This is a genomic window from Agrobacterium sp. 22-3639C2 (genome assembly GCF_053522105.1).
Map to the genome: position 1 here is coordinate 1,481,497 of NZ_JBNWDB010000001.1, position 17,270 is coordinate 1,498,766.

Consider the following 17,270-nt stretch of genomic DNA (forward strand, 5'->3'; position numbering starts at 1 on the left):
GCAAATAAACTGGCCGTGATGATAGCCAATTGGAAAACCCGCCTGCCCCACACAGAACAGACGGGTTATACTTAACGAACCTTAAAAAATCGTATCAAGCCGCTGCCTTGCGGGGCTTGATGAGACCACGATTGACCAGGAGTTCGGCGATCTGGATGGCATTGAGGGCAGCGCCCTTGCGCAGATTGTCCGAAACAACCCAGATATTGAGGCCGTTTTCAACCGTCGCATCCTCACGGATACGCGAAATATAGGTCGCATCCTCGCCGGCGGATTCAACCGGGGTTATGTAGCCGCCATCTTCATGCTTGTCGATCACGAGGCAACCCGGCGCTTCGCGCAGGATATCACGCGCCTGATCGGCGGTGATCTCGTTTTCGAACTCGATGTTGACCGATTCCGAATGACCGATGAAAACAGGAACGCGCACGGCCGTGCAGGTTACCTTGATCTTCGGATCGAGCATCTTCTTGGTTTCGGCCAGAACCTTCCATTCTTCCTTGGTATAGCCGTCTTCCATGAAGACGTCGATATGCGGGATGACGTTGAAGGCGATGCGCTTGGTGAACTTCTTCGTTTCAACCGGATCGGCCACGAAGACGGCGCGTGTCTGCTGGAACAGTTCGTCCATGCCTTCCTTGCCAGCGCCCGAAACGGACTGGTAGGTGGAGACAACGACGCGCTTGATCTTGGCAAAGTCATGCAGCGGCTTCAGCGCGACAACGAGCTGGGCCGTGGAGCAATTCGGATTGGCGATGATGTTCTTGCGGGTGAAGCCCGAGATCGCGTCGGCATTGACTTCCGGAACGATCAGCGGAACGTCCTGGTCGTAGCGCCATGCAGACGAGTTATCGATGACGACGCAACCCTGCTGGCCGATCTTCGGCGACCACTTCTTGGAAATCTCGCCGCCGGCCGACATCAGGCAAATATCCGTGTCGGAAAAATCGTAGTTTTCGAGGTTGGAAACCTTCAGCGTGCGGTCGCCATAGGAAACTTCCGTGCCCTGCGAGCGGGAGGAAGCGAGCGGCACGACTTCATCTGCCGGAAAACCACGTTCGGCCAGGATGTTGAGCATTTCGCGACCGACATTGCCGGTGGCGCCTACAATTGCAACTTTGAAACCCATGATCAAGCTCTCTTTCTGTCTCTCCTCTTTTGGGTGAGGTGGGGAACCCGCATCGCATTGCGGCTTCCTCGATCCCCAGCCAAACCGGGGAGAGAGCGGTGGCCAGAGACGTCAGACGGTTTTAATCGTCGTTTTGGCCGTAATTCGGATAGAATAAGAAAGACGCGGATCATCGCCGGCGGATTGTGCCGGTCCTTCCATGACAATCATGTCTGCAACATGCCTGCGCAAGGTGATGCTCCTTCTTCGCGAGAAGCTATTAGAAGGTTTGGTGTTCGTGTCAAGAAAAAAGGCACGTTGCGAGCGACCCGGCGCACAAGCGCAAACGCCACCTCGCGACATTTTTGCACGTTATGCATTAGACTAAAGTCATAATCCGAAAGCATCGCTCTCATTGGGGTTAATTTTCTGTCACTCTAACATTACGCGCATTGCACCCTTACGGGGGAGTCCGGAGGAGAGACAGGGCTCTGCAATGCGCTCATTTGACATCTGTGGAGGACAGACAATGGCAAACGTAGCAGCCGTGAGCGGCGCCGCCCGTCCCATGACGGGTGAGGAGAAGAAGGTGATTTTCGCCTCTTCTCTCGGAACAGTCTTCGAATGGTACGATTTTTATCTGTACGGCTCGCTCGCGATCTATATCGGCGCGAACTTCTTCAGCCAATATCCGGAAACGACACGTAACATCTTCGCGCTTCTGGCATTTGCCGCCGGCTTCCTCGTGCGCCCCTTCGGCGCCCTGGTGTTCGGCCGTCTCGGCGACATTGTCGGCCGTAAATACACCTTCCTGATCACCATTCTCATCATGGGCGTTTCGACATTCCTCGTCGGCGTCCTGCCCGGTGCATCGCAGATCGGCATCGCAGCCCCGATCATCCTGATCATCCTGCGCATGCTTCAGGGTCTGGCGCTTGGCGGCGAATATGGCGGTGCTGCAACTTATGTGGCCGAACACGCGCCCAACGGTCGCAGAGGCTATTACACCTCATGGATCCAGACGACGGCGACGCTCGGGCTCTTCCTGTCGCTGATGGTCATTCTCGGCGTGCAGTTCGCACTCGGCAAGGAAGCCTTCGCCGCCTGGGGCTGGCGTATTCCCTTCCTCGTTTCGGTTCTGCTGCTTGGCGTATCAGTCTGGATTCGTCTGAAAATGAACGAATCTCCTGCCTTCAAGAAGATGAAGGAAGAAGGCAAGACCTCCAAGGCACCGCTCAGCGAAGCCTTCGGCCAGTGGAAAAACGCAAAAATCGCCCTGCTTGCCCTCGTCGGCGCCGTCATCGGTCAGGCCGTCGTCTGGTATACGGGCCAGTTCTATGCACTGTTCTTCCTGCAGAGCATTCTGAAGGTGGACGGCCAGTCGGCCAACATCATGGTCGCGGCGGCCCTCATCCTCGGCACGGGCTTCTTCGTGCTCTTCGGCTGGCTTTCCGACAAGATCGGCCGCAAGCCGATCATCATGGCGGGTCTCGTTCTCGCGATGCTGACCTACTTCCCGCTGTTCAAGGCGCTCACATGGGCGGGCAACCCGGCACTGGCGCAAGCGCAGGCCAGCGTTCGCGCCACCGTGACCGCTGCGCCGGGCGACTGCAAATTCCAGTTCAACCCGACAGGTACGGCGAAATTCACCACATCCTGCGATATCGCCACCTCGTTCCTGACACGCAACTCCGTTCCCTATGACGTCGTTGCTGGAGCGGCTGGAACGCCGGCAAGCGTCAAAATCGGCGACGCCACCATTGCGAGCTACGACGCCATCGCAGCCGGTGCGGATGCTGCCGCAAAAGACAGGGCCTTCCAGAAACAGGTCAACATCGCGCTGCATGACGGCGGCTACCCGCTGGTGCGCGGCGTAGCACAGGTGCCGGACGCAAAACTGGATGCCTTTATTGCCGCCAACCCGGAACTCAACCTCAATGCGGAAGCCGTTCGCGCAGCCGACAAGAAGATGGTGGCGACCGACAAGCTGGTGGCCGACAAGTTGCTGACGCCGGCCGAGACCGCCGGAGCGGCGGAAATGGCCGTCTACAGCATTGCCGGTGGTGGTACCTTCGCCATGGTCGCCGATCCGGCTGCCGTGAACTGGGTCGTCATCATCGCGGTCCTGACCGTCCTCGTGATCTACGTGACGATGGTCTACGGCCCGATTGCGGCCCTGCTGGTCGAACTGTTCCCGACCCGCATCCGCTACTCCGGCATGTCGCTGCCCTACCATATCGGCAACGGCTGGTTCGGCGGCCTGCTGCCCGCCACCGCTTTTGCGATGAGCGCGGCGAAGGGCGATATCTATTACGGCCTCTGGTACCCGATCGTTTTCGCAGGCATCACGCTGGTCATCGGCCTGCTGTTCCTGCCGGAAACCAAGGATCGCGACATCCACACCATGGAGTGAGCGGTTTCGCTCCCGACGACAGAGACCCGGCGCTGACGCGCCGGGTTTTTTATTGCCGCAGTACCGCCAGTGCCCGAACTGGCCTTTCGCATGCTGTCAATCCGCCGCAGGTAGAAACCACCAAAAACAAGACAAAAACGCTCGAAATAGGCTATGACGCCCTATCGTGCGGAAAAGGGAGAGCCATTTTGAAAATCGGGACGCCTAAGGAATTATATGATGGCGAGGCGCGCGTCGGCATGACACCGGACAGCGCGCAAGGCCTGCAGAAACTCGGATATGATTGCATCCTCGAAACAGGCGCGGGCAAGGCGGCGGGATTTTCCGACGACGCCTATCGCGCAGCCGGTGTCACCATCGTCGATAGCGCCGATGCGCTTTATACAGGTGCCGACATCATCGCCAAGGTTCGTCCGCCGGAAACGTCGGAGATTGATCGCCTGTCTTCGGACAAGACGCTGATCTCGTTCTTCTATCCCGCACAGAACAAGGACCTTCTGGAGCAGGCGAAGGAAAAGGGCGCAAATGTCATCGCCATGGACATGGTGCCGCGCATTTCCCGCGCCCAGAAAATGGACGCGCTGTCCTCCATGGCCAACATCGCCGGCTATCGCGCCGTCATCGAGGCTGGCAATAATTTCGGCCGCTTCTTCACCGGTCAGGTAACCGCCGCCGGCAAGGTGCCGCCCGCCAAGGTGCTGGTCATCGGTGCCGGGGTTGCCGGTCTTGCCGCCATCGGCACGGCAACCTCGCTCGGCGCCATTACCTATGCCTTCGACGTGCGGCCGGAAGTGGCCGAACAGATCGAATCCATGGGCGCCGAATTCGTCTATCTCGATTTCGCCGACCAGAGCCAGGATGGCGCAGCGACCGGCGGTTACGCCGCCCCATCCTCGCCGGAATTCCGCGAAAAGCAGCTTGAGAAATTCCGCGAGCTGGCACCGCAGATCGATATCGTCATCACCACGGCGCTGATCCCCGGCCGTGACGCCCCGAAGCTGTGGCTGGCGGACATGGTGGCGGCAATGAAGCCGGGTTCGGTCATCATCGATCTCGCCGCCGAGCGCGGCGGCAATTGCGATCTCACGGTGCCCGACCAGCGCGTCGTCTCGGACAATGGCGTCATCGTCATCGGCTATACGGATTTCCCGAGCCGCATGGCCACGCAGGCCTCAACGCTCTATTCCACCAACATCCGTCACATGATGACCGATCTGACGCCCGCAAAGGACGGCAAGGTCGTTCACAACATGGAAGACGACGTCATCCGCGGCGCGACCGTCACCTATCAGGGCGACATCACCTTTCCGCCACCTCCACCGAAAATCCAGGCCATCGCCGCGCAGAAACCCAAGGAACGAGCAAAAGAGCTTACGCCTGAGGAAAAGCACGCCAAGGAACGGGCCGAGTTCAAGGCGCAGACGAAAAGCCAGGTCGGTCTGCTCGTCATCGGTACGGCGGCCCTGCTTCTTGTCGGCCTTTACGCGCCGGCAAGCTTCATGAGCCATTTCATCGTCTTCGTGCTCGCCTGCTTTATCGGCTTCTCCGTGATCTGGAATGTCAGCCACTCGTTGCACACGCCGCTGATGGCGGTGACGAACGCGATTTCCGGCATCGTCATTATCGGCGCGCTGCTGCAGATCGGTTCCGGCAACTGGCTGGTGGTGATCCTTGCCTCACTTTCCGTCCTGATCGCGACGATCAACATCGTCGGCGGTTTCCTTGTGACACGGCGCATGCTCGCCATGTTCCAGAAGTCCTGAGCCGTGTAGGGGACACATAATGACCATTGGTATCGTTTCCGCGGCCTATGTTGCCGCAGCCGTTCTATTCATCCTCTCCCTCGGTGGTCTTTCCGGGCAGGAAAGCGCCAAGCGCGCCGTCTGGTACGGCATAACAGGCATGGGTCTTGCCATTGTCGCCACGGTCTTCGGACCTGATGTCGGCAACTGGTTCATCGTACTTCTGATGCTGGCGGGTGGCGCCGTTCTCGGCTACTTCGTCGCAAACCGCGTGCAGATGACCGAGATGCCGCAGCTTGTTGCAGCACTTCACTCCTTTGTCGGTCTGGCCGCCGTCTTCATCGGCTTCAACGCCCATATCGAGGAAGCGCATGTCGCCTCGCTCGATGAGACGGCGCGTTCCCTGTTGACAGGCTTTTCCGCCCTCCTCGCCCACAAGACACCGGTAGAACTGGCAATCATGAAGGTCGAGGTCTTCCTCGGCGTCTTCATCGGCGCCGTCACCTTCACCGGTTCCGTCGTCGCCTTCGGCAAGCTTGCCGGCAAGGTGGACGGCAAGGCGAAGAAGCTTCCGGGCGGACACGTCCTCAATGCCGGTGCCGCGATCCTGTCGCTCGTCCTGCTCATCATGTATTGCAACGGTGCTGGCGCATGGACGCTGGTGCTGATGACGCTTGCCGCCTTCTTCATCGGCTATCACCTGATCATGGGTATCGGCGGTGCAGACATGCCTGTCGTCGTCTCGATGCTGAACAGCTATTCCGGCTGGGCGGCGGCCGCCATCGGCTTCACGCTCGGCAACGATCTCCTGATCGTTACCGGTGCGCTTGTCGGCTCCTCGGGTGCGATCCTGTCCTACATCATGTGCAAGGCCATGAACCGCTCCTTCATCTCGGTCATCCTCGGCGGCTTCGGCGGCACGACGGGTCCGGCGATGGAAATCGAGGGCGAGCAGGTGGCAATCGATGCCGAAGGCGTGGCATCAGCGCTGAACGACGCTGACAGCGTCATCATCGTGCCCGGTTACGGCATGGCGGTGGCACAGGCACAACAGGCCGTTTCCGAACTGACCCGCAAGCTGCGCGCCGACGGCAAGACCGTGCGTTTCGCCATCCACCCGGTTGCGGGTCGTCTTCCCGGCCACATGAACGTGCTGCTCGCCGAAGCAAAGGTGCCCTACGACATCGTGCTGGAAATGGACGAGATCAACGACGATTTCCCCAATACCGACGTCGTCATCGTCATCGGCTCCAACGACATCGTCAACCCGGCGGCACAGGACGATCCCAACTCGCCCATCGCCGGCATGCCGGTTCTGGAAGTATGGAAATCCAAACTGGTCATCGTTTCCAAGCGTGGCCAGGGCACGGGTTACTCCGGCATCGAGAACCCGCTGTTCTACAAGGACAACACCCGCATGTTCTACGGCGATGCGAAGAAGTCGATCAACGATCTTTTGCCGCTGATCAAGTGATGAAAAAGGGCGTTTCCGGGAGACCGGAAACGCCCTTCTTACTGACGTGAAAAGAAAGCTCCGCCGTCATCCTCGGGCTTGTCCCGGTTGCAGATTCTCGGGACAAGCCCGAGGATGACGGCGCGCAAATAGCTGATCGTGAGTTAAGGGTAAACCGGCCCCAGAGACCGCTCTCAAAGCACCCGGTAACGCCGGTTGAAATACATCAGTGCTTCGTCGCCCTCATTGATCTTCATATCGACGACATCGCAGATCAGGATATCGTGCGTGCCGCCATCATATGCCTCGCGAATGCGGCAATCGAAGGAGACCAGTGCGTCTTCCAGAACTGGAGCGCCGGTTTCGAGCACGCCCCAGCTTCCGGCAGCGAAACGTTCTTCCGCCGGTGTCTTGCCGCCGAACAGGGTGCTTAGTACCTCGTGCTTGGAAGCAAGCGTGTTGACGCAGATGACGCCATTGCCCTTCACCACATTATAAGCGGAAGAGCCGCGGTTGAGGCAGACGAGAAGCGTGGGCGGATTGTCGGAAACGCTGCAAACGGCCGTCGCTGCAAATCCCGCACGGCCTGCCGCACCGTCCGTGGTGACGATGTTGACTGCCGCACCGAGCCGCGCCATGGCATTTCTATAATCGAGGCTGCGTTCCTGTGCAGTCTTCGTCTCCATTTCCGCTTCCTTTTCAAGAGACATCATCCGCATCTAAACCATCCTTCCTTAACAGGCCCTCAAGCCAGAACACAGGCGTCTTCGAACGCAAGTCGCGGCAGGCGGCCGAACAGCTTCGACGGATCGCCGTAACCAAGATTGATGAGGAAATTGGATTTCCACGTCGTACCCGCAAAAAATTCCGCATCCACCTTTCCCTTGTCGAAACCGGACATGGCTCCGGTATCAAGCCCGAGCGCGCGGGCGGCAAGGATGAGATAACCGGCTTGCAGCGTGGCATTGCGGAATGCCGTTTCCTCGGCCATCGCCGCACTGGAGGTGAACCAGGAACGCGCATCGGCATGGGGAAACAGCACCGGTAGCTTCTCGTAAAATTCGCTGTCGATGGCAGCGATGACCGTGACGGGTGCTGCCATGGTCTTTTCCAGATTGCCCGAAGAAAGCGCCGGCCTCAATTTTTCCTTGGCTTCCGGGCTGCGCACGAAAACGAAACGCGCCGGCGAGCAATTGGCCGAGGTCGGCCCCATCTTCGTCAGGTCATAAAGCGCTGTCAGCGTCTCATCCCCGATCGGCTTGTCCGTCCAGCCATTGTGGGTGCGTGCCTCGGTGAAAAGTGTTGCCAATGCAGCGTCGTCCAATGCTCTCGTCATTTTACTCTCAAATCCCGTCAGAATGTTTGTGTTGCCGGTAGCAGAAACTGCAAAAGCCGCGCGTTGAAAAGGTCAGAATCGGTGATATTGACCGCATGCGCTCCGAAATCGAGAAGGCAAAGCTCGCTTTGCGGCAAACCTTCCGCAAGACGCAGCGACCGGGTATAGGGCACCAGAAGATCGTCCTTGGTTGCCACTACCAGAACCGGATTGCCGATCTCGCCGAGGCGCGCGTCGATATCAAAGGCCCGGAGCGCCGCGATGCGCCGAAGCACATTCGCCCTGCCCTGAAAATGCGCGACGCCATGCGCATCGTCACGTGCCAGCCGCTCCTGATGCTCTGACATCCAGGCCGCCGGATAAAGAAACAGCGGCTGGGCTTTCACGAAAGCCTCGACACCGGATTTTTCCAGAAGCTCGATCCGCACATCGAAGCAGCGCCCGGAATGCGGATCGGCCTTACTCCAGGCATTGATAAGAACAAGCCCTTCGATGAGGCCGGGCTTGCGAAGCGCGATATCGAGTCCGATCAGACCGCCAAGCGCATGGCCCATGAAGTGAAATTTTTCGAGGTTCAGCGCCGAGACGATCTCCAGCACATCATCGGCCATCGCCGATATGCCGCCATCTGCCGGCACCTCGCCGCCGGTCCGGCCAGTTCCGCGATGGTCATAGGTAACGATCCGGAAATGGCTGGAAAGGGCCTCGATCTGCGGCGCCCAATAGGCGCCCGATCCACCCAGTCCCGATGACAGCAGGATAGTGGGCGCCTCAGGCTCGGCCCGGCCATGAACCTCGAAATGCATCATTTTGCCGTTTCGCCTTACTTGCCGATATGTGCGACGGTGGCGATTTCCACCAGTGCATCAGGCTTTACGAGGCCGCACTGGATGCAATAACGCGCGGGCTTGTCGCCGGGGAAATATTCGGCATAGACCGTGTTCACGGCTTGGTAATTCGCCCAGTCGGTGATGAAGATGTGGTTCATCGTCACGTCCTCCATGGTGCCGCCGGCGGTCTCAATAACAGATTTGATGGTTTCCAGAACATGGCGTGTCTGGGCGCTGGCATCGCCCACATGCACGACATTATTGTCCTTGTCGAATGGCAGCGTACCGGAAACGTAAACCACGCCATCGGCAAGGGTTCCCGGCGAAAAAGGGGCGATGGGTTTGCTTGTACCGGCAGGCACGACGATCTTCTTCGGCATTTCATTCTCCTCTTTGTGTTTGGGGATCAATCCCTGACGGGTGCGGCCTGCGAGATGACGCCGCAGAAATCATTGACGGTCGCCACCCAGCCGAAAAATTTCTCGACATTGTAGACAGTCGCCTGCTGGATATAGTCCGGGCCCAGATGGTGCGTAGCATCCTCCAGCATCACCCCGAAATATTCGAGATGGAAAGCGTCGCGCAGCGAGCTTTCGACGCAGACATTCGTGGCGATGCCGACGAACACCAGATTGCGGATGCCGCGGGCACGCAGGACGCTGTCCATATTGGTGTTAAAGAAACCGCTGTAACGCGTCTTCGGCACCAAGATATCGCCGGGCTGGGGCTGCAACTCATCAACGATGGCATAGTCCCATGTGCCCTTGGCCAACAGCTGGCCCTGCAATTCAGGCCTTTTGCGCATTGTTTTCAGCGCGTTGGACTTGTGCCAGTTGGGCGAACCCGGCCCACCGGCCTCGACATAATCCTTGTCCCAGCCATTCTGGAAATAGATGACCTGAACACCTGCCACCCGCGCTGCATCCAGCGTCTTCTTGATGTTGGCGATGGTGCCCTTGGCGCCGGAAATATCGAACCCGGCAAGATCGACATAACCGCCCTCGGTCGAATAGGCGTTCTGCATGTCGACCACGACAACGGCGGTCTCGCTGGGCTTGAGGGTAATCGGCTCCGGCCTTGCGGGAAGTGTGACACTTTCCGAACGGCTTTCCGGCCCCTTGTAACCCGCCACGACGGCTTCACTCATTCCGCTGCCTCCAGTTCGGCCAGCACATGCTGGCGGCTCTTCATCAGCGGCTGTACATATTTGCCGAATTTTTCAACGCCTTCGAGAAAATCGTCAAAGGTCAGCATCACGCCACCCGTTCCCGGCACGTCGCTCATTTCATCCAGCATCGCCGCCACTTCCTCATAGGAGCCAATCAGCGTTCCCATGTTGATGTTGACGGCCGAGACGGGATTGGACATGTGCCGGACATTGGTATCAGAGCCGGACTTGGTGTCGACAGAACTCTGCAGGCCGAGCCACTTGATCGCGTCCTCATCCGCGCCCGCCTTGTAATGCTCCCACTTCGCCCAGGCATCCTCGGATTTTTCTTCCGCAAGGATCATGGTCAGCACGACGGATTTAACCTCGCGACCCGACTTTTCCGTTGCCGCCAGAAGTCGCTCATTGGTGGGTGCAAAAGCCTTTGGCGTATTGACGCCGACGCCGAAGCAGAAGCTGTAATCGGCGAACTTGGCAGAAAACGCCATGCCGGAATTGGAGGAACCGGCGCAGATGAGCTTCACATCCCCCTGCGGCACCGGCTTCATGCGGCAATCATCCATCTGGAAGAACTTGCCCTTGAAGTCCGACTGTCCTTCCGTCAGCAACTCTTTCAGCACGGAGGTATATTCGCCGAGATATTCATAGCGATCACCGAAATAATCGTCGCCCGGCCAAAGGCCCATCTGGCTGTATTCAGGACGCTGCCAGCCGGTAATCAGGTTGATGCCGAAACGCCCGCCGGAAATGGAATCGATCGTCGTCGCCATGCGCGCAACGATGGCCGGCGGCATGACAAGCGTGGCGGCGGTGCCGAACAGCTTGATCTTGGAGGTCACGGCGGCGAGGCCCGCCATCAGGGTGAAGGATTCCAGATTATAATCCCAGAACTCGGTCTTGCCGCCAAAGCCGCGCAGCTTGATCATCGACAGCGCGAAATCGAAGCCGTACTTTTCCGCCTTCAGCGTGATTTCCTTGTTCAGGTCGAAGCTTGGCTTGTATTGCGGCGCGTTCTCGGAAAGGAGCCACCCATTATTCCCGATCGGTATAAAAACACCAACTTCCATCTTGCTGTTCCCTTTTTTTGGCATCAGGCGTTTTCCTGATTTGAAGAAAGAGTAGCAGGTTCCGTGCCAGACGAAAAAAAATAATTTTATCAATTGGATAATTTTTTGGAGGCGAATTTCTTTTTACCAAAAGATAAAAATTTTATCATTTGGTAAATTAATATGCCTGTTTATTCGGCAAATATCGAACGCAATGTGCGGGACATGAGCGGCTCTCACAATGGTTCTGAAGCGTTGCACGACAGCCGAAAACCACTCCTCCGTCATGCCGGACTTGATCCTGTATCCAGCCGCGGCCCGTCCGCGCCGCGAATAGAGCTCCACGCGATCAAGCACTTGATCGCACTAGACCCCGGACCAAGCCCGGGGTGACGGCCTGAGGATGCTAAGACGAGGTCAGCACGAATGTGCAACGAGGCATTTCAAGCGCTGTGAAGACAACCAGCGACAAGCTATGCCAAAACCTCAACCGAGGCGTTGCTGCGCGTAGGCATGCACGGCCCGGAAGGCGGCTTCGGCGCCGGCGACGACCCGCTCCTCTTCGTCGATGGTCAGCGAAATTTCATCGAGCGCGGCCGTAAAGGTACGCCAATGCAGGCCGCGCCCTTCCGGAGCGCCGGCCAGATGGCGCGCGCCGAATTCTTCGGTGAGGCCAAGCTTGGCTGCATCTTTAAGAAGGAAAGCCGCGCCGAGATTCGAGCCTTCGACCACATAAAGCCAGCCCATGGCCTCAGGTAGATCGAACGGCGTTTCGCTGGTAAAGCGCGGCTCGTTTGTTTCAGGAATGGCGTGTCCCAGATCGGCAAGGTCCTGCTCTATCATGGAGAGACGGCGACGACCCTTAAGATCAGGCAGCAGGCCATCAAGCGTTTCATTGGAGAAAAACGCATCGAGGTCGCGATGGAAAAGATATTGCGTTTCCACGAATTTGCCGAAGTTCTCCCGGCTCTCGAACGGCTTCGCTGCCATGATGAAGGTATCGAGACCACCATGCGCGCCACGCGTGGCAGCCCTCAGGCGCTTCACGCGGCTCTGCTCGATCTCTTCCACAGGCGCTGATGGCTCCACAATGGTCATGACGCTTCCCTTTATCCCATAGTCAGATTGCCTGATAAAAATCTTTACTTAAACAGTCAAATTTATTTTAGCATTTTTCCTGTGCATCGCTAAAAAATGGCATTCGCGTAAACCGGTGTAAACATTCCATGCCCCCACCGGGCGCAACACAGATCCTGAGGCAGCTTTAGAAGCCAATTCCCCCCGTTCCAGCCTCCCGAACAATCATTCTGTAATTACCGCTTTACAACTAACATGTCAGTATGCCATCAATCTGCAGCCACCTTGGAGGAGCATCTTAATTGACCCAGAAATTCGGCCTTTCGGCAGCACTGACGACCCCTTTCAAAACTGACGGAACCGTCGATACAGACGCCATGATCGCGCATGCCCGCCGTTGCCTTGCAAATGGTTGCGACAGCGTGACACTCTTCGGCACCACCGGCGAGGGATGCTCCGTCGGCAGCCGCGAACGGCAGGTCATTCTCTCCCGCTTCATTGAGGCAGGCATTGCGCCTTCCCGTCTGGTCACCGGCGTTCTCGTGGATTCCATCGAGGATGCGGCCGACCAGTCCGCCGAGGCCCTGAACGCAGGTGCCCGCAATATTCTTCTCGCCCCTCCCTCCTATTTCAAGAATGTCAGCGATGACGGCCTGTTTGCCTGGTTCTCGGCGGTTTTCGAAAAGATCGGCAAGGGCGCGCGCGACATTCTCGTCTATAACATCCCTTCCGTGACCATGGTAACACTGTCGGTCGAACTGGTGGGGCGGCTGAGACAAGCGTTTCCGGGCATCGTCACCGGCGTGAAGGACTCCTCAGGCAACTGGAGCCACACAGAGCGCCTGCTGAAAGAACACGGCGATCTCGCCATTCTGATCGGCGATGAGCGTGATCTGGCCAAGGGCGTTCGCCTGGGCGGTCAGGGAGCCATCTCCGGCGTTGCCAATTTCCTGACGCAGGAAGTTCGCGCCATGGCCGTTGACGGCAAGGACGATGCGCGCATCGTCGATCTTGTTGTGGAACTTCTGAAATTTCCGGTTACGCCCGCCGTCAAGGTGCTGGTATCACACACGACAGGGGAAAATATCTGGTCTGACGTGCGCGCGCCGCTCGTTGCCATTTCACCGGAGGGCCGGCGGCAGATCGAAGGCGCATTCGACGCGCTGTTTCGCAAACAGGCCGCCTGAACAGACCTTGAAAGGTTGAGCATGGACGATACCGGCGAACAGACATTGCGGGAACGGGCGTATGAAAGCTTTACGCATCACCTTCTCTCGCGCGACGTTCGCCCTGGGCAATTCATCTCCCAACGCCGCCTCGTGGAATTGACGGGTCTGCCGCTGGGCGCGATCCGGGAAGCAATTCCACGGCTGGAGGCGGAAGGTCTGATCAAGACCGTGCCGCAGCGGGGATTGCAGGTCGCCCATATCGACATCAACCTCATCCGCGAGGCGTTCCAGTTCCGGATCTTTCTCGAGAAGGAGGCCGTGGCGCTCTTTACGCGTTCGGCCTCGGACGAGACCATCGCCAAGCTGTTGAAACAGCACCGCGATATCGTCGAGGCGACGGAAAACGGTGGGGAATCGCCGGAGCTGGACCAGCACGCGCAGCAGGTGGACTGGGGCATGCACGACGCCTTCATCGATAGTCTCGGCAATTCGATCATCTCGAACGCCTACAGGGTCAATTCCATCAAGATGCGCCTCATCAATCAGGAGCGCTTTCGCATCGCAGGCCATGTCAAATCGGTGATGAAAGAACACCTCGCCATTCTCGAAGCCATTGAGAAGCGATCTGTCGAAGACGCCGTGGAGCGGCTGACCGCCCATATCCGCAACGCAAGGGACAGGGCGCTGGCAGTATAGGGCAATTCCGGTAGGGCAGAAGAAAGGTCCTGGCCGGAATTGCATGAAAATAAGCAACAAGCCGGAGGTGAGGAGAATTTCCGGCTAACTGGAGGAGAACTGATATGACGCATTCATTGCTCAACCCCACGCGTCGCGCCTTTCTGGCAGGCACGGCAGCGATCGGTGGCAGCGCGGTGCTCGGCATCCGCCCCGCATCGGCGGCGGTGAACTGGAAAAAACACGCCGGCACCACGCTTGAAGTCAACCTGGTCAAAAGTCCGCGCAGCGAAACGCTGATCAAATATCTGGGCGAATTCGAGGAACTGACCGGCATCAAGGTCAATGCCGAAGCAACGCCTGAACAGCAGCAGCGCCAGAAGGTGGTAATCGAGCTTTCCTCCGGCAAGCCAAGCTTCGACGTTGTGCATCTGAGCTACCACGTGCAGAAGAGACAGTTCGAAAAGGGCAAGTGGCTGGCCGATATCAGCGGCTTCCTGAAGGACCCGTCGCTGACCGATCCGTCCCTCGTCGAAAAGGATTTTGCCGAAGCCGGCATGCTGTTTGCCAAGGATAGCGACGGCGTGCTGCGCTCGCTGCCATTCTCGGTGGATTACTGGATCGTCTACTGGAACAAGGAACTCTTCGAAGCCAAGGGCCTGAAATACCCTGAGACCTTCGAGGAACTGGTGACGGCAGCGGAAAAGATCACCGATCCCGCAACCAACACCTACGGTTTCGTCGCCCGCGGCCTGAAAAATGCCAACACCCCGGTCTGGACTTCGTTGATGCTGGGCTACGGCGCAAAGCCGATCGGCGCGGACGGAAAGGTCGACACCGAATCCAAGGAAGCGGTCGAGGCCGCGAAACTCTATCAACGCTTGATGACCAAAGCCGCCCCTCCCGGCGTTTCCGGCTTCAACTGGGCCGAAGCGCAGTCTGCCTTCCTTCAGGGCAAGATCGGCATGTGGTTCGATGGCGTCGGTTTTGCACCGCCGATCGAAAACCCGGAAAAATCCCGCGTTGTCGGCAAGGTCGGTTACGGTGTCATGCCGAAGGGCCCGGCAGTACAGGCGGCCGGCACCTTCGGCGATGGCCTCGGTGTCGTCGAAGCCAGCAGCAAGAAGGAAGCGGCCTACCTCTTCTGCCAATGGGCGATTTCGCACGACATGGGCGCGCGCCTGCTGCAGGCGGGTGCAGGCGTTCCGTTCCGCCAGTCCATCCTCGAAGACCAGAAGGTGCGTGAGGGCGTGAAGATGCCGGCCGCCTGGCTGGATGCGGTCGTCGGTTCCGGCAAGGTCTCGCAGCTTGCCCTGCCGGTCATCATTCCGGTCACGGAATTCCGCGACATCTACGGCGTCGGCCTCACCAACATGATCGGCGGCGCCGACCCGGCAGCTGAGCTGAAAAAAGCGACGGAACAGTTCGCACCCGTTCTGGCGCGTAGCGAGGGATAATGGCCTCCGTGAGCATCGAAAACACCAAAACAGGCGTCAGCCGGAAAGAAGGGAGCAGGCCCGCAAGGCTTGCTCCCAACTACTGGCCTTTCGTCATACCGGCACTTGTCGTCATCTCGGCGGTGATCGTTTTTCCGTGGGTCTTCACCCTGTGGATGAGCGTGCATCGCTGGACGCTCGGACAGGAGCAGAGCTTTATCGGTTTCGATAACTATATAAGGCTCGCAAGCGACGTGAGGTTCTGGGAATCGCTCTGGCACACCCTCATCTATACCGTGCTGTCGGTCGTCGCTCCGCTGTTTCTGGGAGCATTGGCGGCGCTGGTTTTCGATGCGCAGTTTCCGCTGCGCGGTTTTCTGCGCGGCGTGTTCGTGATGCCGATGATGGCGACCCCGGTCGCCATCGCGCTCGTCTGGACCATGATGTTCCACCCGCAGCTCGGCGTTCTGAACTATCTCTTGTCCTTCATCCATATCGGACCGCTGGAATGGATCTACAACCAGTCCACCGTCATCCCCTCGCTGGTGCTGGTGGAAACCTGGCAGTGGACGCCGCTCGTCATGCTGATCGTGCTCGGCGGACTGGCTGCAGTACCCCGCGAACCCTATGAGAGCGCCGAAATCGACGGTGCCAACGCCTGGCAGAAGTTTCGTTACCTGACCATGCCGATGATCGCGCCGTTCCTGATGATCGCCGTCATCATCCGTTCCATCGATGCCGTCAAAAGCTTCGACATCATCTACGCGATGACGCAGGGCGGCCCTGGCACGGCCTCGGAAACCATCAACATCTACCTCTATAACACGGCGTTTTCCTACTACGACATCGGTTACGGCTCGGCCATGGCCGTCGTCTTCTTCATCATCATCGTGGCGCTGTCCTTTGTGCTTTTGATGGTGCGCCAGCGTGCGCAATGGAACGAGATGGAGGATCGCTGATGGCTCGCCAATTGCTCAAACGTAAAAACCTCGACCGCATCGGCCTGTTTTTCGTGGCGCTGGTGATGATTTCGCCTGTCATCCTGTTCTTCATCTGGATGATTTCGCTATCGCTGAAATATGAAATCGACAACGGCGCCTATCCGCCGATCCTCATCCCCGAGCGTTTCGCATGGTCAAACTATGTGAAGGTGTTCGAGGAGAATAATTTCTTCCTCTATTTCTGGAATTCGGTGCTCGTCACCGGTGCGGCCACCATTCTGGCGCTGGTGATCGGCGTGCCTGCCGGTTACGGCATCGCCCGGCTGAAGGCGGAAAAGTCGGCTGTCGTCATCATGATCGCTCGCATGACGCCCGGCCTCTCCTTCCTCATTCCGCTATTCCTGCTGTTCCAATGGCTGAACCTGCTCGGCACACTCTGGCCGCAGATCATCATCCATCTCGTGGTGACGGTTCCGATCGTGGTCTGGATCATGATCGGTTATTTCGAAACCACGCCGAAGGAACTGGAAGAAGCGGCAAGCATCGATGGCGCATCCTCCTGGCAGGTGTTCCGGCTGGTGGCGTTGCCGATTGCCAAGCCCGGCATCGTCGTCTCCTTTATCCTCGCGGTCATCTTCTCGTGGAACAACTTCGTCTTCGGCATCGTGCTGGCCAGCCGTGAAACGCGCACCCTGCCGGTGGCGGTCTACAACATGCTGTCCTTCGAACAGGTGAGCTGGGGACCGCTTGCCGCAGCCGCGCTGATCGTGACGCTGCCGGTGCTGCTGCTGACCATGTTCGCGCAGAAACAGATCGTGGCGGGCCTGACCGCCGGCGCCGTCAAGGGCGGCTGAATCAACCAATTAAAAATACGGG

16 protein-coding genes are annotated in these 17,270 nt (G+C 58.3%); 8 read left to right on the top strand and 8 right to left on the bottom strand.

Going from position 1 to position 17,270, the window contains the following annotated elements; translation table 11 throughout:
• Positions 1–94: 94 nt before the first annotated feature.
• A complete protein-coding gene (locus tag ACQZ6D_RS07440; protein WP_003514078.1) occupies positions 95–1,129 on the bottom strand; it encodes an aspartate-semialdehyde dehydrogenase in 1,035 nt (344 codons plus the stop codon).
• Between the two features lie 508 nt (positions 1,130–1,637).
• Here ACQZ6D_RS07440 and ACQZ6D_RS07445 point away from each other — a divergent pair.
• The 3 genes from ACQZ6D_RS07445 (at position 1,638) to ACQZ6D_RS07455 (ending at position 6,737) form a co-directional block, all read left to right on the top strand.
• Positions 1,638–3,521: an MFS transporter gene (locus ACQZ6D_RS07445; RefSeq protein ID WP_003514082.1), complete on the top strand. Its 1,884-nt coding sequence runs from the start codon at positions 1,638–1,640 to the stop codon at positions 3,519–3,521.
• A gap of 188 nt (positions 3,522–3,709) precedes the next feature.
• A complete protein-coding gene (locus tag ACQZ6D_RS07450; RefSeq protein ID WP_003514084.1) occupies positions 3,710–5,284 on the top strand; it encodes a Re/Si-specific NAD(P)(+) transhydrogenase subunit alpha in 1,575 nt (524 codons plus the stop codon).
• 19 nt (positions 5,285–5,303) lie between these two features.
• The gene (locus tag ACQZ6D_RS07455) at positions 5,304–6,737 is read left to right on the top strand and encodes an NAD(P)(+) transhydrogenase (Re/Si-specific) subunit beta (RefSeq protein ID WP_003514086.1); all 1,434 of its coding nucleotides are present in this window, start codon (positions 5,304–5,306) and stop codon (positions 6,735–6,737) included.
• A 173-nt stretch (positions 6,738–6,910) separates the two neighbouring features.
• Here ACQZ6D_RS07455 and rutF read toward each other — a convergent pair whose 3' ends face one another.
• The 7 genes from rutF to ACQZ6D_RS07490 form a co-directional block, all read right to left on the bottom strand.
• Positions 6,911–7,435 carry an NADH-dependent FMN reductase RutF gene (rutF, locus tag ACQZ6D_RS07460; protein ID WP_448729747.1) on the bottom strand — a complete coding sequence of 175 codons (525 nt, stop codon included), beginning with the start codon at positions 7,433–7,435 and terminating at the stop codon, positions 6,911–6,913.
• Positions 7,436–7,461: 26 nt separating this feature from the next.
• Complete coding sequence (locus ACQZ6D_RS07465) at positions 7,462–8,052, bottom strand: malonic semialdehyde reductase (RefSeq protein WP_025594398.1); 591 nt, start codon at positions 8,050–8,052, stop codon at positions 7,462–7,464.
• A 17-nt stretch (positions 8,053–8,069) separates the two neighbouring features.
• On the bottom strand, positions 8,070–8,861 hold the full coding sequence (gene rutD / locus ACQZ6D_RS07470; protein WP_025594399.1) for a pyrimidine utilization protein D: 792 nt from the start codon (positions 8,859–8,861) through the stop codon (positions 8,070–8,072).
• 14 nt (positions 8,862–8,875) lie between these two features.
• Positions 8,876–9,262, bottom strand: a complete 387-nt coding sequence (gene rutC / locus ACQZ6D_RS07475) for a pyrimidine utilization protein C (protein WP_003492069.1) — start codon at positions 9,260–9,262, stop codon at positions 8,876–8,878.
• 26 nt (positions 9,263–9,288) lie between these two features.
• On the bottom strand, positions 9,289–10,029 hold the full coding sequence (gene rutB, locus ACQZ6D_RS07480; protein ID WP_065702593.1) for a pyrimidine utilization protein B: 741 nt from the start codon (positions 10,027–10,029) through the stop codon (positions 9,289–9,291).
• The gene (gene rutA, locus ACQZ6D_RS07485; RefSeq protein WP_025594402.1) at positions 10,026–11,117 is read right to left on the bottom strand and encodes a pyrimidine utilization protein A; all 1,092 of its coding nucleotides are present in this window, start codon (positions 11,115–11,117) and stop codon (positions 10,026–10,028) included. Before rutA ends, rutB begins: the two co-directional genes overlap by 4 nt.
• A gap of 465 nt (positions 11,118–11,582) precedes the next feature.
• Positions 11,583–12,194, bottom strand: coding sequence for a biliverdin-producing heme oxygenase (locus tag ACQZ6D_RS07490; protein ID WP_065702592.1), 612 nt, complete (start codon positions 12,192–12,194; stop codon positions 11,583–11,585).
• Positions 12,195–12,475: 281 nt separating this feature from the next.
• Between ACQZ6D_RS07490 and ACQZ6D_RS07495 the strand changes: the two genes are divergently transcribed.
• From ACQZ6D_RS07495 to ACQZ6D_RS07515, 5 genes are all read left to right on the top strand, one after another.
• A complete protein-coding gene (locus tag ACQZ6D_RS07495) occupies positions 12,476–13,360 on the top strand; it encodes a dihydrodipicolinate synthase family protein (RefSeq protein WP_003504010.1) in 885 nt (294 codons plus the stop codon).
• Between the two features lie 21 nt (positions 13,361–13,381).
• Positions 13,382–14,038, top strand: a complete 657-nt coding sequence (locus ACQZ6D_RS07500; protein ID WP_003504009.1) for a GntR family transcriptional regulator — start codon at positions 13,382–13,384, stop codon at positions 14,036–14,038.
• Positions 14,039–14,142: 104 nt separating this feature from the next.
• A complete protein-coding gene (locus ACQZ6D_RS07505; RefSeq protein ID WP_003514099.1) occupies positions 14,143–15,474 on the top strand; it encodes an ABC transporter substrate-binding protein in 1,332 nt (443 codons plus the stop codon).
• A complete protein-coding gene (locus tag ACQZ6D_RS07510; protein WP_112154328.1) occupies positions 15,474–16,412 on the top strand; it encodes a carbohydrate ABC transporter permease in 939 nt (312 codons plus the stop codon). Before ACQZ6D_RS07505 ends, ACQZ6D_RS07510 begins: the two co-directional genes overlap by 1 nt.
• A complete protein-coding gene (locus ACQZ6D_RS07515) occupies positions 16,412–17,248 on the top strand; it encodes a carbohydrate ABC transporter permease (RefSeq protein WP_003504003.1) in 837 nt (278 codons plus the stop codon). The genes ACQZ6D_RS07510 and ACQZ6D_RS07515 overlap by 1 nt, the downstream gene beginning before the upstream one ends.
• The last annotated feature ends 22 nt before the right edge of the window (positions 17,249–17,270 follow it).

What these genes read in the sequence shown, in the direction of transcription:
- ACQZ6D_RS07440 (WP_003514078.1), bottom strand. Translation starts at nt 1,129, where the DNA reads ATGGGTTTCAAAGTTGCAATTGTAGGCGCCACCGGCAATGTCGGTCGC.
- ACQZ6D_RS07445 (WP_003514082.1), top strand. Translation starts at nt 1,638, where the DNA reads ATGGCAAACGTAGCAGCCGTGAGCGGCGCCGCCCGTCCCATGACGGGT.
- ACQZ6D_RS07455 (WP_003514086.1), top strand. Translation starts at nt 5,304, where the DNA reads ATGACCATTGGTATCGTTTCCGCGGCCTATGTTGCCGCAGCCGTTCTA.
- rutF (WP_448729747.1), bottom strand. Translation starts at nt 7,435, where the DNA reads ATGCGGATGATGTCTCTTGAAAAGGAAGCGGAAATGGAGACGAAGACT.
- ACQZ6D_RS07465 (WP_025594398.1), bottom strand. Translation starts at nt 8,052, where the DNA reads ATGACGAGAGCATTGGACGACGCTGCATTGGCAACACTTTTCACCGAG.
- rutD (WP_025594399.1), bottom strand. Translation starts at nt 8,861, where the DNA reads ATGATGCATTTCGAGGTTCATGGCCGGGCCGAGCCTGAGGCGCCCACT.
- rutC (WP_003492069.1), bottom strand. Translation starts at nt 9,262, where the DNA reads ATGCCGAAGAAGATCGTCGTGCCTGCCGGTACAAGCAAACCCATCGCC.
- rutB (WP_065702593.1), bottom strand. Translation starts at nt 10,029, where the DNA reads ATGAGTGAAGCCGTCGTGGCGGGTTACAAGGGGCCGGAAAGCCGTTCG.
- rutA (WP_025594402.1), bottom strand. Translation starts at nt 11,117, where the DNA reads ATGGAAGTTGGTGTTTTTATACCGATCGGGAATAATGGGTGGCTCCTT.
- ACQZ6D_RS07490 (WP_065702592.1), bottom strand. Translation starts at nt 12,194, where the DNA reads ATGACCATTGTGGAGCCATCAGCGCCTGTGGAAGAGATCGAGCAGAGC.
- ACQZ6D_RS07500 (WP_003504009.1), top strand. Translation starts at nt 13,382, where the DNA reads ATGGACGATACCGGCGAACAGACATTGCGGGAACGGGCGTATGAAAGC.
- ACQZ6D_RS07505 (WP_003514099.1), top strand. Translation starts at nt 14,143, where the DNA reads ATGACGCATTCATTGCTCAACCCCACGCGTCGCGCCTTTCTGGCAGGC.
- ACQZ6D_RS07510 (WP_112154328.1), top strand. Translation starts at nt 15,474, where the DNA reads ATGGCCTCCGTGAGCATCGAAAACACCAAAACAGGCGTCAGCCGGAAA.
- ACQZ6D_RS07515 (WP_003504003.1), top strand. Translation starts at nt 16,412, where the DNA reads ATGGCTCGCCAATTGCTCAAACGTAAAAACCTCGACCGCATCGGCCTG.